Origin of the sequence: Pseudomonas sp. Z1-14 (assembly GCF_051132005.1) — a bacterium.
Classification (GTDB): Bacteria; Pseudomonadota; Gammaproteobacteria; order Pseudomonadales; family Pseudomonadaceae; genus Aquipseudomonas.
The window spans coordinates 3,848,841-3,870,815 of sequence record NZ_CP071646.1 but is presented as its reverse complement, the minus strand read 5'-3'; the positions used below and the strand labels follow the sequence as shown (position 1 = coordinate 3,870,815).

The 21,975-nt window shown below is 62.6% G+C and carries 22 protein-coding genes; 13 read left to right on the top strand and 9 right to left on the bottom strand.

Annotated features, from left to right (window positions below):
- Window positions 1-293 precede the first annotated feature (293 nt).
- From J3P89_RS17415 to J3P89_RS17400, 4 genes are all read left to right on the top strand, one after another.
- Window positions 294-1,448 (top strand): glycosyltransferase family 1 protein, encoded by a 1,155-nt coding sequence (locus tag J3P89_RS17415; RefSeq protein ID WP_434652746.1) that lies wholly within the window; start codon window positions 294-296, stop codon window positions 1,446-1,448.
- Entirely contained in the window at window positions 1,436-2,617 is a 1,182-nt protein-coding gene (gene glf / locus J3P89_RS17410; protein ID WP_434695064.1) for a UDP-galactopyranose mutase, read from the top strand. Before J3P89_RS17415 ends, glf begins: the two co-directional genes overlap by 13 nt.
- A gap of 64 nt (window positions 2,618-2,681) precedes the next feature.
- Complete coding sequence (locus tag J3P89_RS17405; RefSeq protein ID WP_434698022.1) at window positions 2,682-3,788, top strand: beta-glucosidase; 1,107 nt, start codon at window positions 2,682-2,684, stop codon at window positions 3,786-3,788.
- Complete coding sequence (locus tag J3P89_RS17400; protein ID WP_434695063.1) at window positions 3,785-5,551, top strand: ABC transporter ATP-binding protein; 1,767 nt, start codon at window positions 3,785-3,787, stop codon at window positions 5,549-5,551. Before J3P89_RS17405 ends, J3P89_RS17400 begins: the two co-directional genes overlap by 4 nt.
- 162 nt (window positions 5,552-5,713) lie before the next feature.
- Here J3P89_RS17400 and J3P89_RS17395 read toward each other — a convergent pair whose 3' ends face one another.
- Window positions 5,714-6,628, bottom strand: a complete 915-nt coding sequence (locus J3P89_RS17395; RefSeq protein ID WP_434695062.1) for a LysR family transcriptional regulator — start codon at window positions 6,626-6,628, stop codon at window positions 5,714-5,716.
- 100 nt (window positions 6,629-6,728) lie between these two features.
- Between J3P89_RS17395 and J3P89_RS17390 the strand changes: the two genes are divergently transcribed.
- Both J3P89_RS17390 and J3P89_RS17385 read left to right on the top strand, forming a co-directional pair.
- Window positions 6,729-7,592: an aldo/keto reductase family oxidoreductase gene (locus tag J3P89_RS17390; RefSeq protein ID WP_434695061.1), complete on the top strand. Its 864-nt coding sequence runs from the start codon at window positions 6,729-6,731 to the stop codon at window positions 7,590-7,592.
- Window positions 7,593-7,690: 98 nt separating this feature from the next.
- Window positions 7,691-8,932, top strand: coding sequence for a cytochrome P450 (locus J3P89_RS17385; protein WP_434695060.1), 1,242 nt, complete (start codon window positions 7,691-7,693; stop codon window positions 8,930-8,932).
- Here J3P89_RS17385 and kefC read toward each other — a convergent pair.
- The 4 genes from kefC to J3P89_RS17365 all read right to left on the bottom strand — a co-directional run bounded on the left by kefC (window position 8,929) and on the right by J3P89_RS17365 (window position 13,438).
- On the bottom strand, window positions 8,929-10,755 hold the full coding sequence (kefC, locus tag J3P89_RS17380; RefSeq protein ID WP_434652738.1) for a glutathione-regulated potassium-efflux system protein KefC: 1,827 nt from the start codon (window positions 10,753-10,755) through the stop codon (window positions 8,929-8,931). The two genes, J3P89_RS17385 and kefC, sit on opposite strands and share 4 nt — an antisense overlap.
- 1 nt (window position 10,756) lies before the next feature.
- Window positions 10,757-11,278, bottom strand: a complete 522-nt coding sequence (gene kefF, locus J3P89_RS17375; protein ID WP_434695059.1) for a glutathione-regulated potassium-efflux system oxidoreductase KefF — start codon at window positions 11,276-11,278, stop codon at window positions 10,757-10,759.
- A gap of 103 nt (window positions 11,279-11,381) precedes the next feature.
- Entirely contained in the window at window positions 11,382-12,731 is a 1,350-nt protein-coding gene (locus tag J3P89_RS17370; RefSeq protein WP_434624606.1) for a sensor histidine kinase, read from the bottom strand.
- The gene (locus tag J3P89_RS17365; protein WP_434695057.1) at window positions 12,728-13,438 is read right to left on the bottom strand and encodes a response regulator; all 711 of its coding nucleotides are present in this window, start codon (window positions 13,436-13,438) and stop codon (window positions 12,728-12,730) included. The genes J3P89_RS17370 and J3P89_RS17365 overlap by 4 nt, the downstream gene beginning before the upstream one ends.
- Before the next feature lie 330 nt (window positions 13,439-13,768).
- Between J3P89_RS17365 and J3P89_RS17360 the strand changes: the two genes are divergently transcribed.
- The 4 genes from J3P89_RS17360 (at window position 13,769) to J3P89_RS17345 (ending at window position 16,776) form a co-directional block, all read left to right on the top strand.
- On the top strand, window positions 13,769-14,551 hold the full coding sequence (locus tag J3P89_RS17360) for an MlaA family lipoprotein (protein ID WP_434603830.1): 783 nt from the start codon (window positions 13,769-13,771) through the stop codon (window positions 14,549-14,551).
- On the top strand, window positions 14,544-14,783 hold the full coding sequence (locus tag J3P89_RS17355; RefSeq protein ID WP_434603833.1) for a hypothetical protein: 240 nt from the start codon (window positions 14,544-14,546) through the stop codon (window positions 14,781-14,783). The genes J3P89_RS17360 and J3P89_RS17355 overlap by 8 nt, the downstream gene beginning before the upstream one ends.
- 145 nt (window positions 14,784-14,928) lie before the next feature.
- The gene (locus tag J3P89_RS17350) at window positions 14,929-16,230 is read left to right on the top strand and encodes an Nramp family divalent metal transporter (RefSeq protein ID WP_434603836.1); all 1,302 of its coding nucleotides are present in this window, start codon (window positions 14,929-14,931) and stop codon (window positions 16,228-16,230) included.
- A gap of 66 nt (window positions 16,231-16,296) precedes the next feature.
- Entirely contained in the window at window positions 16,297-16,776 is a 480-nt protein-coding gene (locus tag J3P89_RS17345) for a VOC family protein (protein WP_434695056.1), read from the top strand.
- Window positions 16,777-16,933: 157 nt separating this feature from the next.
- Here the strand turns inward: J3P89_RS17345 and J3P89_RS17340 are convergent, their stop codons facing one another.
- The gene (locus tag J3P89_RS17340) at window positions 16,934-17,338 is read right to left on the bottom strand and encodes a RidA family protein (RefSeq protein ID WP_434695055.1); all 405 of its coding nucleotides are present in this window, start codon (window positions 17,336-17,338) and stop codon (window positions 16,934-16,936) included.
- 132 nt (window positions 17,339-17,470) lie between these two features.
- Between J3P89_RS17340 and J3P89_RS17335 the strand changes: the two genes are divergently transcribed.
- From J3P89_RS17335 to J3P89_RS17325, 3 genes are all read left to right on the top strand, one after another.
- Window positions 17,471-18,397, top strand: a complete 927-nt coding sequence (locus tag J3P89_RS17335) for a LysR substrate-binding domain-containing protein (RefSeq protein WP_434695054.1) — start codon at window positions 17,471-17,473, stop codon at window positions 18,395-18,397.
- Window positions 18,398-18,427: 30 nt separating this feature from the next.
- Window positions 18,428-18,820 carry a GFA family protein gene (locus tag J3P89_RS17330; RefSeq protein WP_434568958.1) on the top strand — a complete coding sequence of 131 codons (393 nt, stop codon included), beginning with the start codon at window positions 18,428-18,430 and terminating at the stop codon, window positions 18,818-18,820.
- A 69-nt stretch (window positions 18,821-18,889) separates the two neighbouring features.
- Window positions 18,890-19,297, top strand: coding sequence for an ester cyclase (locus tag J3P89_RS17325; RefSeq protein ID WP_434698020.1), 408 nt, complete (start codon window positions 18,890-18,892; stop codon window positions 19,295-19,297).
- 144 nt (window positions 19,298-19,441) lie between these two features.
- Here the strand turns inward: J3P89_RS17325 and J3P89_RS17320 are convergent, their stop codons facing one another.
- The 3 genes from J3P89_RS17320 to J3P89_RS17310 all read right to left on the bottom strand — a co-directional run bounded on the left by J3P89_RS17320 (window position 19,442) and on the right by J3P89_RS17310 (window position 21,958).
- On the bottom strand, window positions 19,442-20,395 hold the full coding sequence (locus J3P89_RS17320) for an alpha/beta fold hydrolase (protein ID WP_434695053.1): 954 nt from the start codon (window positions 20,393-20,395) through the stop codon (window positions 19,442-19,444).
- Window positions 20,396-20,987: 592 nt separating this feature from the next.
- Window positions 20,988-21,797 carry a DUF6630 family protein gene (locus J3P89_RS17315; protein WP_434695052.1) on the bottom strand — a complete coding sequence of 270 codons (810 nt, stop codon included), beginning with the start codon at window positions 21,795-21,797 and terminating at the stop codon, window positions 20,988-20,990.
- Window positions 21,797-21,958, bottom strand: a complete 162-nt coding sequence (locus J3P89_RS17310; protein ID WP_434695051.1) for a DUF2986 domain-containing protein — start codon at window positions 21,956-21,958, stop codon at window positions 21,797-21,799. Before J3P89_RS17310 ends, J3P89_RS17315 begins: the two co-directional genes overlap by 1 nt.
- Window positions 21,959-21,975: the final 17 nt, after the last annotated feature.

Here is a 21,975-nt window from a genome sequence, read left to right as displayed (position 1 = left end):
CGGTCTCTTTCGGCAGTGGTGCGCGTTGGAGACATCAGCCTGTTCTGTTGAGTGTGGTGGCGGGCTCCAGGAGTTCAGAGCAGTTGACTGACCGGTGTGTGCACTTGGTCGGCTGGCTGGAAGAAGATTTGGAACGGCATCGGAACCGGCTTTCTCAAACGTCCACAAGGCCAGGCGTGAGAGGAGTTACCAGGTCTTGTTTGCCAGGCGCGGCAGCGCCGGATCGCGGTAGGCCCAGCATCGATCTACAAACATCAATCTTCAGACATCGATCTTGAGAAAAGGAACGTCACATGAATCAACAAGAACATCTTCATCCCGATCACAGCGCCGCGCCCGCCGCGAGCTTGCGACCTACGCTGTTGTGCCTGTCGCACCTGCGCTGGGGCTTTGTCTATCAGCGGCCGCAACACGTGATGTCGCGATTGGCCAGGGACTACGACGTACTGTTTTTCGAAGAACCGATATTCGAAGGGCGGCAGTCCGCGCACCTGGAAAGCTATGCGGTGGCGGAGGGCGTGACGGTGCTGGTGCCAAGGCTCCCCGAGGGGCTGGATGAAGCCCAGGTGATCGCCACCCAGCGCGAATTGCTCGATGCCTGGCTGGCAGAGCACTGGCCGAGTGAGTTGATGCTCTGGTACCTCACGCCCATGAGCCAGGCCTTCACCGATCACCTGGAGGCCAATGTGGTGATTTTCGATTGCATGGACGAGCTCTCGGCCTTCAAGTTTGCGCCGCCCGCGTTGGTGGAGATGGAGCGGCGGCTGATGGCCAAGGCCGATGTGGTGTTCACCGGCGGATACAGCCTCTGGGAGGCCAAGCGCGAGCATCACGACAACGTCCACGCAATGCCCAGCAGCGTTGATATCACGCACTTTGCCGCGGCCAGGCAGCCGATTCCCGACCCGGCGGACCAGGCTGATATCGGTCATCCGCGCCTGGGTTTCTTCGGCGTCATCGATGAGCGTTTTGATATCGAGCTGGTACGTGAATTGGCGACGCAGCGGCCGGACTGGCACATCGTGCTGATCGGGCCGGTGGTGAAGATCGATCCGCAGACGTTGCCGCGCCTGGCGAATATTCACTACCTGGGCGCAAAGCAGTATGAAGAGCTGCCGGCGTACCTGGCGGGTTGGGACGTGGCGTTGATGCCATTCGCGTTGAACGAATCCACTCGCTTCATCAGCCCCACCAAAACGCCCGAATACCTGGCGGGCGGATGCCCGGTGGTGTCCACGCCGATCCGCGATGTGGTAAATGGCTACGGTGAGAGTGGTGTGGTCGCGATTGCCGATTCGCCCCAGGGATTCATCGACGCTATCCAGGCCGCGCTCGACCTGCGGACCCAGCCAGGAGTGGTTGCGCAGTACGCCGACAAAGCGCTGGACGGCATGTCCTGGGACAAGACCTGCGCGCAGATGAAGGAGCAGATCGAATGCCAACGATAACCCTCGATTCCCTTGATAACTCCCAGGGCGGCGCGCCGTATGACTACCTGATCGTCGGCGCCGGTTTCGCCGGCAGCGTGCTGGCCGAGCGGCTGGCCGAAGGGTTGGGCAAGCGCGTGCTGCTGGTCGATCGTCGAGATCACATCGGCGGCAATGCATACGACCACTTGGACGAGGCGGGCGTGCTGGTCCATCGCTACGGGCCGCACATCTTCCACACCAATGCCCAGCGCATTGTCGATTACCTGTCGCGGTTCACCGAATGGCGCCCGTACGAGCATCGAGTGCTGGCCCAGGTCGATGAGCACCGGGTGCCGATTCCCATCAACCTGACGACGCTCAATACGCTGTTCGGCTTGTCCATGGATGAAGCGCAGGCCGAGGCCTTCCTGGCGCAGCGGGCGGAGCCGGTCGAGTCGATCCGGACTTCGGAGGACGTGGTCATCAACCAGATCGGCCGCGAGCTGTATGAGAAATTCTTTCGTGGCTACACCCGCAAGCAGTGGGGGCTGGACCCTTCCCAGCTGGACAAGTCGGTGACCTCGCGGGTGCCGACACGGACCAATACCGATGATCGGTATTTCACCGACGAGTTCCAGATGATGCCGCTGCACGGCTATACACGGATGTTCGAGCGCATGCTCGCCCATCCGAACATCGATATCTTGCTGGCCACCGATTTCAAAGAGGTTCGCCAGCGCATCCCCTATCGGGAACTGGTCTATTGCGGGCCGATCGATGAGTACTTCGATTACTGCTTCGGCCATCTGCCGTATCGCTCGTTGCGCTTTCAGCATGAAACGCTGGATGCGCCGCAGTTCCAGCCGGTGGCAGTGGTCAACTATCCGGACGAGCGCGTGCCCTATACGCGAATCACCGAGTACAAGCACCTCACCGGGCAGGAGCATCCGCGCACCAGCATCAGCTACGAGTTTCCCTGCGCCGATGGCGACCCTTACTACCCGGTTCCGCGCCCGGAAAACGCCGAGCTGTACAAACGCTACAAGGCCCTGGCCGACGAAACACCCGGGGTGACTTTTCTCGGTCGGCTCGGCACCTACAAGTACTACAACATGGATCAGGTGGTCGGTCAGGCGCTGGCGCTGTATCAGCGCATCGCCGAGGGCGAAGGGGTCGTGCCGAGGGCTCACGAGGTCGAGCCGGGTTGATCCCGGCTTCATCCAGACACTGGGAGACAGCAGCGTGCAGGAGAGGATCTTCAACAGTTTCGTGATGGCCGGCTACGAGTGTTCCACCCATCGCCGTGCCGATGGACGTCGGCTGGATATGCTCGCCGCGACTCGCCATGACCGCTGGGCCGAGCAGGATTACAGCCGGCTCGCCGACCTGGGCATTCGCTGCGCCAGGGATGGCTTGCGTTGGCATCTGATCGAACAGCAGCCGGGTCGTTATGACTGGAGCAGTTTCCTGCCGATGCTGCGCGCCGCCCAGCGCTGCGATGTGCAAGTGGTGTGGGACCTGTGCCATTACGGCTACCCCGACGATCTGGACATCTGGCGGCCGGCCTTCGTCGAACGGTTTGCTCGCTTCGCCGGCGCCGTCGCGCGGTTGATGCGCGAGGAGGGGATCGAGACGGCGTTCTACTCGCCGATCAACGAGATATCTTTCTGGAGCTGGGCCGGCGGCGACGTCGGGTACTTCAACCCCACCGCCCGACAACGGGGCATGGAGCTCAAGCACCAGTTGGTGCGCGCGAGTATCGCGGCGATCGAGGCGATTCGCGAGGTGACTCCCGCCGCGCGATTCGTCCAGTGCGACCCGCTGATCAACGTGCGGTCCTTATCGCGGCGGGCCGAAGATATCGAGGCCGCCGAGGCGTATCGGTTATCCCAGTTCGAGGCGTGGGACCTGCTCACCGGCAGAAGCTGGCCGGGGTTGGGCGGGCGCGAGGAGTACCTGAATCTTGTCGGCGTCAATTTCTATCCGCATAACCAGTGGTTCCTGCACGGCAATCGGATCGAGCCGGGCAGCGCGGATTATCGCCCGTTGGTGGGCATGCTCAGCGAAGTCCACCAGCGTTATCGAAGGCCGCTTCTGCTCTCTGAAACGGGCGCCGAAGACACCGCTCGGGTGCCCTGGCTGCACTACATCGGCGAGCAGTTGGCACTGGCGATGGAGCGCGGCATTCCGATAGCAGGCATGTGCTGGTACCCGTTTCTTGACTACCCGGGTTGGGACGATGATCGCTATTGTCCCACTGGCGTGTTTGGCTATGCCGACTGCGAAGGCAGCCGCGCGTCGTTCCATCCACTGACGCTGGCAATGAAGGCCCTGCAGGCGCGGTTTGCCTCGTCCGTGGCCACGGTGCAGATGCCATGAACAGCCATCAGTCCCATGGCGCGCCGTTGCCGAATACCGCCATCGCGTTTTTGTGGCGATACGTCACCCTCAGGCCGTGGCATTTCGCGACGTTGTTTGTGCTGATTGTCGGTGCCGCCAGTTGCGCCGTGGCGGTGCAGTTCGGCATGAAGCTGCTGGTCGACGCGATGGCCCAGGGCAGGGAGGCGGCCGGGCATGTGTGGCTGCCGTTCACCGTATTCATCGCGCTGATTGTGGTGGAAAACCTGTTCTGGCGTTCGGGCGGCTACCTGGGCTGCCGGACGGTGGTCGCCAGTTGCGCGGACTTGCGGATTGACCTGTTCAATCACCTGACCGGACACCCGATGCGCTATTTCTCCGAGCATTTCGCCGGAGCCCTGGCCAACCGGATCTCCTCGGCGGGCGCGGCAGCGGGTTCCATCTACGGTGGCCTGGCCTGGAAGATTATTCCCCCTTGCGTGGATTTCATCGGTGCGGTGGTGGTGCTGTTTACCGTGCGGCTTTCCATGGGGTTAGCCTTGATCGGCGCGGTGATTGTGGTGGCTTCGCTGATCACCATGATGGGGCTGCGCGGCCGCAGCCGGCATATCGATTTCGCTTCCCAGGCCGCACGCGTCGGTGGCGAGTTGGTGGACCAGGTCTCCAACGTCTGGACGATCAAGGCATTCTCCGCCCGACACCGCGAGCGGCGCCGGCTCGAACAGGCGATCGGCGTCGAGGCCAAGGCCCAGCGTCGCAGCTGGATCTACCTGGAAAAAGCCCGGGTCTTGCACGACATCTGCCTGTCGATCATGGCCGGCGGCATGCTCGGCTGGTCGATCCTGCTGTGGCAGGGCGGGCAGATCACCCCGGGCGATGTGGTGATGGTCAGCGCGTTGTCGTTTCGCATCCTGCATGGCTCGCGCGACCTGGCGCTGGCTTTGGTGGATACCTCGCAGCAGATGGGCGTGATTGCCGAGACGTTGCGCATCATCGTCCAGCCACACGCACTCAGCGACACCCCGGCGGAACTGGAACCTGGGCGCGGCAATATCCGTTTCATCGACGTCAGCTACAGCTATTCCGACGGGCGCGGCGCGATCAGGCATCTGTCCCTGGACATTCCGGCCGGCCAGAAAGTCGGCATCGTCGGGCCGTCGGGCGCGGGCAAGTCGACATTGGTCAGTCTGGTCCAGCGCCTGGACGATGTGCGCAGCGGGGTGATCCTGATCGATGGCCGCGACGTGCGCTCGGTCAGTCAGGACAGCCTGCGCAGCCAGATCGCCGTGGTGCCTCAGGAGCCGGCGCTGTTCAATCGGACCATCTACGAAAACATCGCCTATGGCCAGCCCGATGCCACCGAGGCACAAGTCATCGACGCGGCCCGCCATGCCTATTGCGAAGAATTTATCCGCGACCTGCCGGAAGGCTTCAACACCTTGGTGGGCGAGCGCGGCGTGATGCTCTCGGGCGGCCAACGCCAGCGCCTCGGGCTGGCGCGGGCGTTCCTCAAGAACGCACCGATCCTGATCCTCGACGAAGCAACCTCGGCACTGGATTCGGAATCCGAAGCCAAGGTGCAAATGGCCCTGGACGACCTGATGCGCGGTCGCACCGTGCTGGCAGTGGCGCACCGGCTGTCGACGGTCGCGCGGTTCGACCGGATTTTGGTCTTGCAGGGCGGAAGAATCATCGAAGACGGCTCACCCGATGAACTGCGCCAGCGTGAAGGGCCGTTCCAGACCCTGTGGCAGGCGCAGGGATTGGAATTGGGCAAGCGTTAGCTGCCGATATTGGACGTGCCGCCGCCTTCGCGAGCAGGCTCGCTCCCACAGAGGAAATGGGTTGGGCGTTGGATGTGCATGCGCCGCAGGACCCCTGTGGGAGCGAGCCTGCTCGCGAAAGCGGTGGTTCAGTTTATGGAGATGCTGGATCTGCCGCCGGGATCAGGCGTCTTGGTTGCTGCGGTTCTGATTGATGAAGTCCACAAACGCCCGCAGCGGCGAGGGCAGGTAGCGGCGGCCGGGGTAGTAGAGGAATGGTCCGGTAAAGCGCTGCCACCAGGGTTCGAGTACCGGTTCGAGGACACCGCTGTCCAGGTAGGGGCGCAGCCAGTCCTCGAACAGGTGGACGATCCCCAGTCCATCCACCGCGGCCTGGACGGCCAGGTCCATGGCGCCGCCAATGCGCACCAGCAACGGGCCGTTCGGCTCGACGCTGATGGTTTCGCCGTCACGCTCATACTCCCACAGCGGCAAGGCGCCGCTGGGGAACTTGCCGGCCAGGCAAGCGTGTTGCAGCAGGTCGCGTGGATGCTCGGGGCGGCCCCGGGCGTCGAGGTACGCCGGTGCGGCGGCGGTCGCGAAGCGTTGAAAGCGCGGGCCGATGGGGATCGCGATCATGTCCTGTTCGAGGCGTTCGTCGTAGCGAATACCCGCATCACACCCGGCCGCCAGCATGTCGACAAAGCTTTCTTCGGTAACCACTTCGAGGCGGATGTCGGGGTGGCTTTTCAGGAACGGCGCGATGATCGACGGTAGCACCAGCCGGGCGGCGCTGACCGGCACGTTCAACCTGAGGGTACCGGAAGGGCGGTCGCGAAAATCGTTGACCACGTCCAGCGCGGATTCGACTTCGCCCAGGGCCGGCACGATGCGTTCCATCAACCGTGCGCCGGCCTCGGTCGGCACCACGCTGCGGGTGGTGCGGTTGAGCAGGCGCACGCCGAGTCGGCTTTCGATCCGGCGTACCGCGTCACTGAGGCTGGAGGCGGATTTGCCGCTGAGCCGGGCGCCTTCTCGAAATCCCCGCGCATGGACCACCGCCACAAAGGCCAGCAAGTCTTGAATGTCCGTCGCCATTGTTCTCTCCGTCGTACAACCCGTTCGGATTGCACCTGATTATCAGTGGAGTGGTCAACGCCTATAGTCGGCTCACACAGACTAATTCAAGGGGTACGCGATGAGCAGGGCAGACAAGGCAGGGACTTTTTTACTGGGTGATCGTACGGTCATCCGCATGGGCTACGGCGCGATGCAACTGGCGGGGCCGCAGGTCTTCGGGCCGCCCAAGGATCCGGCGGCGGCCATCGCCGTGCTGCGCGAAGCGCTGGTCGCTGGGGTCAACCACATCGATACCGCCGATTTTTACGGGCCTCATGTCACCAACCAACTGATCCGCGAGGCGTTGCACCCTTACGCCGACGACCTGGTCATCGTGACCAAGGTCGGCGCGGTTCGTGGCGCCGATGCGTCATGGAACGCAGCCCAGAGCCCCGCCGAGCTGACCCGTGCGGTGCACGATAACCTGCGCAACCTCGACGTCGAGGTGTTGGACGTGGTCAATCTGCGGGTCATGGGCGATGTGCATGCGCCCGCGGAAGGATCGATTGAAGAGTCCTTCACAGCATTGGCCGAGCTGCAGCGCCAGGGCCTGATTCGTCAACTGGGCCTGAGCAACGTCACGGCGGCGCAGGTCAAGGAGGCCCAGGGTATCGCCAAGGTGGTCTGCGTGCAGAATCACTACAACCTGACCCATCGCGACGACGAACAACTCATCGCTGACCTGAGCCGCCAAGGCATCGCCTACGTGCCGTTTTTCCCGCTGGGTGGGTTTACGCCGCTGCAATCGGAAACGTTGTCGAACGTTGCCGCGCGCCTGAAGGCATCGCCGCTGTGTGTCGCGTTGGCGTGGCTGCTGCAACGTGCGCCCAACGTCCTGCTGATACCCGGCACCTCGTCGGTGGCGCACCTGCGGGAAAATATCTCGGCCAGTGAGCTGCAGATTCCGGCGCCTATGTTGGCTGAGCTTGACGCCATGGTTTAGCCGCAGCCCCTCTGGGCAGTCTCCATTCGCCTGAAAAATCGAACAGGGTCCAGCCGGGCGATGTCCCAGACGTATCGTTGTCAGGCAAGGATTTCGTCATGGCAGACCCTTCTATTCCCGGCCACCGCTGGGCTGATTCAACCTTGGCTTTCTTGCGCGAGGGCTACCCGTTCATACGCAAGCGTTGCGTCGCCTATGGCAGTCCGGTTTTCCAGACCCGACTGCTGGGACGGCGCACGCTGTGCCTCAGTGGGCTGGAAGCGGTGGAGCTGTTCTACGATGCGCGGCGCTTCGTCCGGACCCCCACGTCGACACCGGCGCCGCTGCGCAACATCCTGTTGGGCGCGGGCGGCGTCCAGGGTCTGGATGGCGCACCTCATGCGCGACGCAAGCAGCTGTTTCTCGACGTGCTGGACAAGGAAAGCGTAAACCGCCTAGTCGGCCTCTACGAGGCTCACTTGAGCGAAGCGGCGGCGAAGCTTGCGGCGAACCAGCCGATCGAATTCCTGCCGTGGATCGAGGCGCTGCTGTGTCGATCGGTCTGCGAGTGGGCCGGCGTGCCAATGATGAGTGATCGGCAGATGCAGCGGTTGACCCGTCGGCTCGCCTCGCTGATCGATGGCAACGGCCGCGTCGACTGGCGGATGCCGGCCGCCTGGATGCGGCGCAAGGCTTGCGAGGCCCAGGCGGCGCGCTGGATAAAAAACTGTCGGCAAGACCCAGCGCCAGCATCGCTGCAGACCCCGCTGCAACAAATCGCATGGCATCGCGATGAGCAGGGCCAGTTGCTCCCAGCGCGGATAGCGGCAGTGGAGCTGCTGAATATCTTGCGTCCAGTGGTGGCGGTGGGGCGCTTTCTGTTGTTCGGGCTGATCGAGTTGGAACGCCGGCCGCAATGGCGCGCCAGCATTGCTCGCGATGACGCTGCGGCTTGGGCTTTTGCCGAGGAAACGCGGCGCTTTTACGCGTTCTTTCCGATGGTGGCGGCGTTTGTGCGCGAGAGTTTCGAGTGGCGAGGCTACCGCTTCGAAAAAGGCACTCGGGTGCTGCTCGATCTGTTTGGCTCCAACCGTGATCCGGCGCACTGGAAAACCCCGGAAAGCTTTGCGCCCGAACGTTTCGGCCAGTGCCCCATGAGAACCTCTGTCATCAGCCAGGGCGGCGGAGAATACACCTATCACCGCTGCCCGGGCGAGCCGCTGACGCTGGCCCTGATGCAGAAAACCTTCGAACATCTGTGCCGCCATGTGCAATGGCGGCTGGTGGTGAAAGACGTCGATTTTCAACGCCTGCCCATGTTGCCCAGGGAGCCGGTGCTGATGTCAGTGGTGACCGGCTAGCCACGCGCCTCATCCGTCTCGTTTCGATGGTGTTCCGGCCAGCTGTCGACGGGGCGCGCGCGGTCTTCGTTGAACATCTCGGTGAGCAACGCGTTGGCGCGTCGGTAGGCGTCGTGCCGGAACGTGAGGTCATCTTCCGGTTGGGCGACGATTTCTTCGAGCATCTGCAGATTCAAGCGGCGGAACTGATCGGCGCGTTCGCGCGCCTCGTAAGCGCCGACACCCATCTGCACCAGTGCCCGGCGACCCAACGCCAGCGCGCTTTCGAAGGTTTCCCGCTCGGCAACCTCGACGCCCATCTGCCGCAGGTTGATCAGGTGGCCCATGTCCCGCGCGCGGACGACCAGTTTCAACGTGGGGAAGTGCTCCTGGGCCAACCGGGTCAGCGTCAGGTTGTCTTGCTGATCGTCGATCGCATTGATCAGCACCGCCGCCTGTGCCGCGCCGGCCGCGTGCAACAGGTCGAGGCGCGTGGCGTCGCCGTAGAACACTTTCACGCCGAATTTGCGCAGCGTCTCGATGTTGTCGGGGTCGTGGTCCAGAACCACTACCTCGACGCCGCAGGACATCAGCAAACGTCCGGCGATCTGTCCGAAACGGCCGAAGCCGGCAATGATCACCCGCGGGTTCTGCTGGTCGACGAGGTCGGATTCCTGGCGATCTTTCTTGCTGGCCGACTCGATTCGCTCCAGCAGCAGAATGAGCAGCGGCGTCACGCACATCGACAGGGCCACCGCCAGGGTCAGGCTCTTGCCCCACTGGTCGGTCAGGATGCCCGCCAACGTCGCGGCGCCGAACACCACGAAGGCGAACTCGCTGCCCTGGCCGAGCAATACCGCCTGCCAGGAACGCTGGCCGGCGGGGACATTCAGGAAGCGGCTGACGGCCTTGATCACCAGCAGTTTGATCAGGATGAACCCGACGGTCAGGGTGATGACTTTCAGCGGTGCGTCGATCAGCGTGCCGAAGTCGATCGACATGCCGACGCCGATGAAAAACAGCCCCAGCAGCAAGCCCTTGAACGGTTCGATGTCGCTTTCCAGGGCGTGGCGGTATTCGGAACTCGCCAGCAGCACGCCGGCTAGGAATGCGCCCATGGCCATCGACAGGCCGGCTTCTTCCAGCAGAAAGCCGAAGCCGAATACCAGGAACAGCGCCACGGCACTGAAGATCTCACGCAGGCCCGAGCGCGCGGCGAAGCGCAACAGCGGCCGTGTCACGTAGCGCCCGAGCAGCACGACGACGCTGATGGCGGCGACGATCTTGACGATCGATAACGCCAGAGCCATGCCCGACGGGGTGTCGCCATGGGCCGAGAGCAACGGGATCATGGCCACCAGTGGAATGGCCGCGATGTCCTGGAACAGCAGGACGGCAAAACTGCTGCGGCCCACGGCGGTAGCGTTCAGGTTGCGTTCGCTCATGGCCTGCATGGCGATGGCCGTGGACGAAAGGCTCAGGGTCAGGCCCACCAGCAACGCCGCCGTCCAGCCCAGGCCCAGCGCCGCGCAAAACGCTGCGATGGCGGCACCGCAAGCGAGCATCTGCAGCGCGCCGCCACCGAATACCATCCGGCGCAGCGCCCAGAGGCGCTTGGGGTCGAGCTCAAGGCCGATGATGAACAGCATCAGCACGACGCCGATTTCGGCGAATTCCAGGATGGCCTTGACGTCGGTTATAAGCTTCAGCCCCCACGGGCCGATCACGCACCCGGCCAGCAGATAACCGAGCACCGGGCCCAGGCCCAACCGGACGGCAATCGGTACGATCAGTGTCGCCGAGGCCAGGTAGATGAGCATTTCGATCAGGCTGTGAGTTTCCATATCAATCTTCCTTCCAGGCGGCCAGGCGTTCGCCATAGTGTTCGATTTGCTCGCGTTGGGCCTCGGCGTCGCCGGCAAACGCACCATGCACGACCAGCGGTTCCAGCCAGCGCATATGACAGTAGAGCGCCGTGGCCTGGAGCGGCTGCGCCAGCACGGCAAAGCCGGGGTAGGCGCCCATCTGGAAATGATCGTGTTCGCCACCCGTGGTGACGGCCCACAGCAGGCTTTTGCCGTTCAGGGCCGTGGCGCCTTTGCCGTACGCCCAGCCATGGGTGAAGACTTTGTCGATCCACAATTTGAGCAGGGGCGGCATGCTGTACCAGTACATCGGGTGCTGCAGGACGACCAGCTGTGCCTGTTCGACGGCGCGCTGTTCCGCATCGACGTCGATGTCGAAATCCGGGTAGAGATCGTAGAGCGAGCGTATGACCACGTCCGGATTGGCGCCGGCGCGCTTGAGCATCTGCTGGTTGACCCGCGACTGGTCGGGGTAGGGATGGGCGTAAACGATCAGGATCATCGGGGCAGTTCCAGGCGGCTGGGTCCGGGTCGAAAGGCCGGACATCCTACCGGGGAAGGCGCGTGATGTTTAGGAGATTGTTCCCGGGCGAGCCTTGCCAGGGTCAATTGAGCGGGAGCGAGACCCTGACCTCCAAGCCGCCGCCCCGGCGGTTCCTCAGCGTCAGTGTGCCGCCGTGCTCCAGCACCGTCGCCCGAGCCGCCGACAGGCCCAGGCCGACGCCGCCGGTATTTTTGTTGCGTGAACCCTCGATGCGAAAGAACGGTGCGAAGACCTGCTCATGGTATTCGGGCGCAATGCCCGGACCGCGATCCTGGATGCGGATTTCGATGCGATCAATGAAGGTCTTGAGTTGAACACCCGGTTCGCTGGCGTATTTGACCGCGTTGTCGATCAGGTTGGTCAGCGCACGCTTGATCCCGATGGGGCGGCCCACGTAGACCAGCCGCTGGGCGCCCTCGAAAGACACTTCGATGCCGCCGTCCCTGAAATCATCGACGATGGTGTGCAGCAGCTCCGCCAGGTCGAACGCGGTGGCGTGTTCGAGGCGCGCTTCGTCGCGGAAGAATTCCAGCGCGGCGTTGACCATCGCCTGCATCTCGTCGACGTCCCGGAACAACCGCGATTGCTGTTCGGCATCCTCGATGAATTCGCCGCGCAGGCGCATGCGGGTCAACGGCGCCCGCAGGTCATGAGAGATGGCCGCGAGCATTTGCGTGCGGTCCTGGACGAAATGCTTGAGCTGGGCCTGCATGGCATTGAACGCCAGGATCGCCTGGCGGATCTCGAAGGGGCCGACGACCGGGATCGGCGGCGCCCGGAAGTCCACGCCGAAGCGCCGGGCACCCTCGGCGAAACGCTCCAGCGGGGTTGCCAGGTGCCGCGTGGCAATCAGGGCGACGATGAAGGTCGACAGCAGGATCAACGCGATGATGATCAGGTTGCGCTGCCATTCCCCCAGCCCCCAGCTGCGCGAGCCCACGGAGAAGATGACCCAGGTGTGGTCAGACAGCTCGATGATCACCGCGTAGCGTCTGTTCGGGTCATCAGCGGCCGGCCAGTCGTTGGGCTCGTAGGCCTCGATCCGGGCGTCGGGCCTGTTCAATTGCTGGTGCAGGAACGCCGAGCCTTCGCTGAACTCCGGATCCCCGATCACCGGCAGATGCGCCTCCTCGTAGCGCTGCAGCCACTGCACATTGATCCCGGGATCACTGGCGATACGGGCAATGGCGTGCCGTTGGCCGGGATCGGCCGCGTCGATGATGCGCGTGATCGCCGCAGCCTTGTCCATCAGGCCGGTTTCCATCAGGGGAGGGCGCGCCCACGCACCGGCCACCAGGCTGAAGAGTTCGTTGAGGGCCAGCAGCGTCAGCATCGAGACCATGGTGGTCAGGGCGATCCAGCGCGCCACGGTGTCCCTGGGGCGAGGCATCTTCGAGGGGTTGGCGGTCATCGCTTCACCACGTGAGGGCTGAACAGGTAGCCGCTGTTGCGGATGGTACGGATCATCGACGGGCCCGTGATGTCGGTCTCCAATTTGCGCCGCAGACGGCTGACCTGCACGTCGATGCTGCGGTCGAACGCGTCGAAGGTTTCGCCCCGGGCCAGGTCCAGCAGTTGCTGGCGGGTGAGGACGCGGCGCGGATGTTCGGCGAAGACCAGCAGCAGTTCGAACTCGCCGGTGGACAGCGGAATCATGACCTTGTCGGGGGAGCGCAACTCGCGACGGGTGACGTCCAGCTGCCAGCCCTCGAATTCCAGCACCGGCCGGGAGATATCGCCCAGGCTGCCCCTGGCTTCGCCGGTACGCCGCAGGACGGCGCGCACCCGGGCCAGCAACTCGCGGGCGTCGAAGGGTTTGGTCAGGTAATCGTCGGCGCCCATTTCCAGGCCGACGACGCGGTCGCTCAGTTCGCCCATGGCGGTGAGCATGATGATCCCGACCCGTTGTTCGGCCCGCAGTCGCTGGCAGAGCACCAGGCCGTTGTCGCCCGGCAGCATGACGTCGAGGATGATCAGGTCGGGCATCCGCCGCTCGACCGCCTGCCACAGCGCCGCGCCGTCGGCGGCCACTTCGACGCTGTAGCCATGTTGTTCGAGGAATTTGCGCAGGAGGGCGAGGACTTCGAGGTCGTCGTCCACCAGGAGTAGGTGGCTCACAGGGGTCACGTCGGGCAATGGATACAGGAGGCGATACTAGGGTCAATCCGCCGCTTGCGTCATATATTTCAATCCGGAAACAAAGCGACCGGCGCGCAACATTGCGGAAATCTTCGGGCAAGAAAACCGCGGCAGGATTGCCTCGATGTCAGCCAGTGAAGCTGTGCACTGAACCCTGTGGCGAGGGAGCTTGCTCCCGCTTGAGTGCGAAGCGCTCATGGATTTTTAGGGCCGCTTCGCGACCCAGCGGGAGCAAGCTCCCTCGCCACGGGTTGGGTGTTCGGCTTTCAACTGGCAGGCAGCCCTTATTCCTCGCCGAGATAATTCTGTATGCCGATCGCCAGACCCGCGCTGCTTGTTCGATCCACCGTCGTCGTTGCGCTGGCGGCGTTTGCCAGCGGTTGCAGCAGCACGCCGCCCGCGACACCGGGCAGCTGCGAGAATATGCCCTATGCCGTGCATGATCCGGCGGAACCGGTGAACCGCGGCATCTTCGCCTTCAACCGTACCGTGGACGACTATGCCCTGGCCCCCATCGCCCGTGGTTATCGCAAACTGCCAGAGATGTTCCAGAGCGGCGTGCACAACTTCGTCGCCAACTTCGGCGAGCCCAAGGTCTTCATCAACGATTTGCTGCAAGGCAACGGCGAGCGTTCGGTCACCACCCTGGGCCGTTTCGTCATCAACACCACGGTGGGCATCGTCGGGCTGATCGACGTGTCGGGCAAGATGGGCATCGCCCGTCACGAATCCGATTTCGGCCAGACCTTCGGCGTCTGGAATATCGCTCCGGGGCCGATCGTCGAGCTGCCACTGTTCGGCACTGGCAACCTGAGGGACGCGACCGGCAAGGTGGTGAGCTTCGCGGTGGACCCGTTCGGCAGCAACAGCGATACCGTCGAGACCCTGGGCACGATCAAGACCGTGGGCGGTGTCGTCGATGGCCGCGCCGAGGCGCTGCCGCTCACCGACAAATTGCAGACCCAGGCCGATTACTACGTGGCGCTGCGAGACGCGGTCGCCCAGCGGCGCGCCGATTTTGTCGCCGACGGGAAACTGGGAGCCGTCCAGGACAACCCGCAATGCCAGGAACAGGGTGCCGGGGATGAATAGCCAGGCGCTGGTCCTGCATCGTCGAGTGAAGACACTCGACCAGGGTGCGTTGCATTGCCGCGAAGTCGAGTTGCGGCTCGCCGAGGATGGCCGGCATGTGCTGCTCAGCCGCTACGTCGAATGGTACGACCCCGAGCAAGCCGGCTTGTGCGCCACCCAGCACTATCGCGTGCCGCTGGCGAGCATGATTCGGTGGATGATCAATAACGGCGAACGAGGGGAGGGCCACTGACAGCGGGTTGAATAATGGCTGTTTGCCGCCCGAGCAGTGATGAAACATTTTTACATACTCTCGATAAATTAGAGTTGTACGATGTCGTACGAAATATGGTCGACTGTGTCCGTTTCTCACAAAAAAAACAACGGAGACTCCATCCATGTCGAGCATACCTTCCGTCGAAGGGCAGGCTGCAGCCCCCGCGCAAAGCCGCTTCGTACGCCTGTTGAAGCTTCTAGGCCCGGGCATCATCGCAGTACTTTCCTGGCTGGGCGCAGGCGACCTCATCACTTCTTCCGTGGCCGGCGCCAACTACGGCTACGCCATGATGTGGGTGCTGGCGGTGTCTCTGCTGCTGCGCTACCTGATCGTCAACATCATCGCGCGCTTCCAGCTTTGCAATAACCAGGGCATGACCATCCTGCAGGGCTACGCGCAACTCAATCCGTTTTTTGCCTGGTTCATGCTGGTGTATGCGCTGCTCATGGGGCACCTGATGAATGCCTACATGATCAAGGGTGCCGGTGAGGCCTTGGCGATGCTGCTCAAGACCGATTATCCGCTGCTCTGTTCGGTGGCGGTGGTGCTGGCGGTGTGGATGCTCGTCGGGCGCAATATCTATTCGATGATCGAAGGCGTGATGAAGGCGCTGCTGGCGATCATGACGCTGGCATTCCTGGCCCTGGCGGTGATGTCCGGCCCGGATGTCGCCGGTATCGTCAAAGGCACCATTGGCTTCAGCATTCCGCCGGATGAAGGTGTGCACGGTGCGCTGCTGGTGGCGGTCTCGGTGATCGGCGCGGTGGCCGGTTCCATCGCTAACTTCGTTCACCCCTACGTCATGCGCCAGAAAGGCTGGGTGGGTCCTGAGCACAAGCGCATCCAGCGCAACGACCTGCTGTTCGCGGTGTTCGTCGGGATCATCATCAACCTGGCGATCTGGATCGTCGGCGCGGAAATCCTGCGGCCCAACGGCATCGAAGTCAAAACCCTGGGCGACCTGGGCAAGGCCCTGGAAATCTTCTTCGGCCCGATTGGCTGGTATGTGTTCTTCATCGGTGTCTTTGCCACGCTGTTCGCCAGTATTTCCGGCAAGACCACGGCGTTCCCGATGCTCATCACCGACGCCTTCCAGCACGTGCGGCCCGAGCGTCGCGAGCGCTACGGCAAAGAGTTCCACCGTGACCCGATGCACAAGTGGTTCATGCTGTTCATCCTGGTGACGCCGCTGATCTGGTCCTTGCCCGGCATGCCGGACTTCGTGACCCTGACCATTGGTGTCAACGCCCTGAACATCATCGGCCTGCCGGTGATCTCCCTGGGCCTGTTGATCATGTCCAACCAGAAGTCGCTGCTGAGCAAGGAATACCGCAACAACCTGTTCGAGAATATCGCGCTGGTATTCGCCACTGGCCTGGCGTTGTGGGTCGCGTTCCAGCTGGGCGTCGATCTGTTTACCTGAGGTCTGCTCATTCATCTCTGGAGGGGCTGCTAGACTTCACGGTCCAGCCCCTTGCGGAGAATCCGGATGAACAACAAGAACAGGATCTGTCTCTGGTATGACGGCACCGCTCAGGAAGCTGCGCAGTTCTATGCGGCTACCTTTCCCGACAGTGCGGTGAACGCCATCCACCACGCGCCCGGCGACTACCCGGCGGGCCAGCAAGGTGACGTGCTCACCGTGGATTTCACCGTGATCGGCATCCCCTGTATCGGCCTGAATGGCGGGGCGATGTTCAAGCACAACGAAGCGTTTTCTTTCCAGGTGGCCACCGATGACCAGGCCGAAACCGACCGCTTGTGGAACGCAATCATCGACAACGGCGGCCAGGCGAGCGCCTGTGGATGGTGCAAGGACAAGTGGGGCGTGTCGTGGCAGATCAGCCCGCGGGTGCTGATCGAAGCAGTCACCAGTTCCGACAAAGCCGCCGCCAGGCGCGCCTTCGAAGCCATGATGAGCATGACCAGGATCGATATTGCAGCGATTGAGGCGGCGGTGAGGGGCTGATCGGCGGCACGGCTTGCAGAGGTGTTGAATGTGTCGCCGCCTTCGCGAGCAGGCTCGCTCCCACATTGGGTTTGGGTGTGACTTCGATTTTCCGACAGCCCCATTCCTTGTGGGAGCGAGCTTGCTCGCGATGGCGCCGGTACTGTCGATACAGCTATCAGCTCCCGGTGGTTTCCGGCAACCGGGCAATCACCTTGATTTCGAACTGGAAACCATACAACCACGTCACGCCCACCGCCGTCAGCGTCGGGTGCGGCGCGTTGCCCCAGAATTCCGGCACGACGCTCCAGACTCGCTCGAATATCGACTGCGGATCGACCATGAAGACCGTCACGTCAACCACATCGTCAAAGCTGCAATCGGCAGCCGCCAGGATCGCCTTCAGATTGTTGAACGCACGCCGGACCTGATCCTCCAGGTGCGGCTCCGGTGAACCGTCCTCGGTACTGCCGACCTGCCCGGAGACGAACAGGAAACCATTGGAACGAATCGCCGGCGAGTAACGGTTGCGCTCGTAGAGCGCCTGGCGGCCGGGTGGGAGAACAACGTCGCGCTGTGTCATGGGTGTCTCCATCAAATGAGCCGCAAGCGGCGGGAAATCAACGATGAAGTCACTCTAGGGGCTTGTGTCCGGGCGATAAACGAGCAACCTTGGCGATCACTGTTTGTAGAACCCAAACAATCCGAGGCACCCATGGATCGTTTCGATGCGATGCAGGCGTTCGTACGTGTCGTGGAGGCGGGCAGTTTCACCAAGGCCGCCGAGACCCTGCACATGAGCAAGACCACCGTGACCCAACTGGTGCAGCAGCTGGAGGCGCGGCTGCGCGTCAGGCTGCTCAACCGCACCACCCGCAAGGTCAATGTCACCGCGGACGGCGCGGTTTTCTACGAGCGGGCGATTCGCCTGCTGGCCGACCTGGACGACGCCGAAACCAGCTTGTCCACTGCCCAGTCGCTGCCCCGTGGACGGCTGCGGGTGGACGTGCCGAGTCCGCTGGCCGCGATGATCCTGGTGCCGGCATTGCCGGGTTTCTATCAGCGCTATCCGGACATCCAGATCGACTTGGGCGTCAGCGATCGCATCGTCGACATGCTCGACGAAAATGTCGATTGCGTGGTGCGCGGCGGTGAACTGAAAGACCAGTCGCTGATCGCCCGGCGCGTCGGCGACCTGGCCTTGGGCGTCTTTGCGGCGCCGAGTTACCTGGCGCGCGAGGGCATCCCCCTGCATCCCCGGGAGCTGGAAGATTCCGCGCACCGCATCGTCGGTTTCCTCTGGGCGCGCACCGGCAAGGCGCTGCCTTATGCCATGCACAAGGATGACGAACACCTTCATATCAAGGGCCGCCATGCGCTCGCCGTCGACGATGGCAACGCTTATCTCGCAGCCGGCCTGGCGGGGCTGGGCGTGTTATGGCTGCCCCAGTACATGTCCCGCCCACACGAAGCGCAAGGCGCGCTGGTGCCGCTGTTCGAAGGCTGGCGCCTGGAGTCGATGCCGCTTTACGTGGCTTACCCGCCGAACCGGCACATCAGCGCCAAGCTGCGGGTATTCATCGACTGGGTGGTGGAGCTGATGGCGCAACATGCGCCTATTATTGATCGGCCTGTGTCATGAAAATTTTCTCGAATGCAGAGGAGATCGACGATGGACCGATTCACTGGCGGTTGCCTGTGCGGCAACGTGCGCATTGAAGCTTCAGGGCGCCCATACCGGGTTGGCCTGTGCCACTGCCTGGATTGCCGCAAGCACCATGGCGCGCTGTTTTTCGCCGCCGCCGTGTTCCCCCGGGACGCGGTGACCGTCAGCGGTGAAACCCGGGATTACGCCGGACGTTTTTTCTGCCCACACTGTGGCTCGTCCGTCTTCGCCCGCAGCGGCGACGAGGTCGAAGTCAACCTGGGCACACTGGATGCGCCCGACCAACTGATGCCCACCTACGAAAGCTGGACCGTGCGCCGCGAATCCTGGTTGCCGGCGTTTCCACTCTCACGGCGCTATGAACATGATCGCGAGGGCACGGGGCGGTTCGAGGGATAGCGTGTGAACCAGAACCTTGGTCTCCCGATGCGGTCCTCCAGATACGCTCTGGGAATCGAGGACATGGACATGGACCTGGCCGAGCAATACCGCAATTACATCGACTGCCTGAATGCCCGTCGCTGGCAGGAACTGGGCGATTTTGTCGACGATAGCGTGCAATACAACGGCGAACCGGTGGGTTTGGCGGGCTATCGGGCGATGCTGGAAAACGACGTGAGGACCATTGCGGACTTGCGTTTTATTATCGACGTGCTGGTGGTCGAACCGCCGAATGTCGCGGCCCGGCTGCTGTTCGATTGCTCGCCGCGCGGCCGGTTTCTCGGGCTTGAGACCGATGGCCGGCGGATTCGCTTTTCCGAGAATGTGTTCTACGCCTTCGATGGCGGAAAAATCGTTCGCGTGTGGTCGGTCATCGACAAGGCGGCGGTGGAAGCGGCGCTCCAACGCGAAAGCCCTTCCGGAGAAGGGCTTTGAGCACAAATGAATGATTGAGTGGATGAATGTGGGAGCGAGCCTGCTCGCGAAAGCGGTGGCACAGCTTGCAGAGGTGTTGAGTCTGCTGCTGCCTTCGCGAGCAGGCTCGCTCCCACAGGGTATTTCACACAACTATCCGGGGGGTTATTCCTTGAGGAAAGTCAGCAGGTCCTGGTTCAGGCGATCCTTGTGCGTCTCGGTCAAGCCGTGCGGCGCGCCTGGGTAGACGATCAGCCGAGCGCCCTTGATCAGCGCCGCCGAAGCCCGGCCTGAGGCATCGATGGGCACGATCTGGTCGTCGTCACCGTGGATCACCAGCGTCGGCACGTCGAATTTTTTCAAGTCGCCGCGAAAGTCGGTCGCCGAGAACGCCGCGATCGAGTCATAGGTGTTCTTGCTCCCGCCTTGCATGCCCTGCGCCCAGAACGACTGGATCAGCCCTTGGGATGGCTTGGCACCCTTGCGGTTGTAGCCATAGAACGGGCCGGAAGCGATGTCCAGGTACAGCTGCGAACGGTTCTCCAGGGACGCTTTGCGCAGGCCGTCGAAGACTTCGAGTGGCAAGCCGCCGGGGTTGGTGTCGGTCTTGAGCATCAGCGGCGGCACCGAGGACACCAGTACGGCTTTCTTGACTCGACCGGTGCCGTGGCGACCGATGTAACGCGCCACTTCGCCGCCCCCCGTCGAGAAGCCGACCAAGGTCACGTCCTTCAGGTCCAGCGCTTCGATGACCGCCGCCAGGTCGTCGGCGTAGTGGTCCATGTCGTTGCCTTCCCACGGCTGGCTGGAGCGACCGTGACCGCGACGGTCGTGGGCAATCACGCGGTAGCCCTTGGAGGCGAGGAACATCATCTGGCCTTCCCAGCTGTCGGAGTCCAGCGGCCAGCCGTGGCTGAAGGTGACGACCTGGCCATTGCGCGGGCCCCAATCCTTGTAATAGAGCTGGACGCCATCCTTGGTGGTGATGTAGCTGGCGGACTGCACCACGCTGCCGATTGCCGAAGCACTGGCACCGGCCTGCACAGGCGTCGCCGCCTCGGCGCCGAGGGTGGCCAGGGCCAGGGTTGCGACAGCCAGGGTGCGGTTGAAGGTGTTCATCGTTTCTCTCTCCATAAGGGGTGTTTGATCTGCCGGGATCGTCATCGATCGCGTTGGTGGCAGATTAGAGAGAGCGCAGCGCAACGAGAACGGCGCTGGCGTTGATAACAACTATGGGGATTTCAGATACCTGGATATCACCGTGGCGAGGGAGCTTGCTCCCGCTGGACTGCGTAGCAGTCCCAATGGGCTGGATGCGGTTTTGCAGGTATACCGCGTGTTTGGTATTACGACGGCTGCGCCGTTGAGCGGGAGCAAGCTCCCTCGCCACAGAAGCAGTAAAAATTGCAGGTGGGATCACCCAAACGAAGGCATCGGCCCCAACGATTTGATCACCCAGGCGATCACCGCTGCGGCAATCAGCACCGCTGCCAGCAACCCGATAAACAGCCACTTGACGACTTTCACCCACCTCGGCGTCCCGGAACTCGGCGGGAGCATTTCGGCGGCTGTCTGCCTCATCGCCTCGGAGCAGCGTTTGCACTCACCGTTATCAGCGAGAATAAGGGCTCCGCAGTAAACACAATTTTTCATGGTATATCCGAGGCTCGAGGACGTTTGTACGACGACGAAATATCGCCGCACCAGAGGCTTAGTATTTATAGACGATGCCCAGCCTGCCAAGGATTTCCAACGCATTGACCAGGCCCAGGCCGTTCATGGGCAGGCAGGCAAATGCCTGGTATTCATCGAAATGCGTGCCGATGGCCAGCAGTTTCAAATCGTGGGTTTCCAGCTGCGCGTTGAAGTACTGCAGCAGTGCGCGCTCCCATTCGTCGGCGCGGTTGACGGCGTCAACGGTCTTGCTGTCCGGGGCTCGGATTTCGATGCTCAGTTGTTTTAACGGGGCGAGGGCATTGATGGCGTAGACGCCTGAGGACGACCATTCCTTCCATTCGAATTCAGCCAGCTGCCCGGCCTCGGAAAGCGCCGATTGCACTTGCGTCCAGGCCCAATCCCACTTGCCGGTAGGGGCCGGCATGTTGTCGATCAGCGCTTGCGCCTGCGCCTCTTCGAAAAGTCCATCGAACAGGTCGGCCAGCGTATCGGCCAGATCCACGGGCGGCCCGTTGCCTTGGGTGTCGAGGTCGAGGCTCAAACGCTGCCAGAGACTGCCAAGTTCGGCCCAGTCGTCATCGTCCATGTCGTCATCGATCACTTGGGCCTTGTGGCCCCGGTGGTAATTGTCCAGCCGCGTCTTGCGCACCCGGACCGCGCCTTCGGCGATGTCCACTGCATAACTGCTGTGGTCCAGGTAGTTGGTCTGGATAACGATGCGATCAGGAAACAGGTCATGGACCAGGCTTTCTTCCGCGTCGAAGTACGACGCACCCTCAAGGGTGCCGTGGGCGGCGGTGATGCGCTGAAGCGCCAGTGGATCGATGGGGTTCTTGGTCATCATCAGCTTTGCGCGGAAACGGTCGTCTCTGGATCGGCTTCAGCCGCCAGCTTCAGTCGGTCGGCTTTGCTGATGTATCGGTCCTTGCTCTTCGGCGCCAGCTTGGCGCTGGCCTTCTTCGCGTTGGCCTTGAGTAGCTGGTTGATCTTTTTACGGCGATTCATGTTTTCTACTCGGCTTG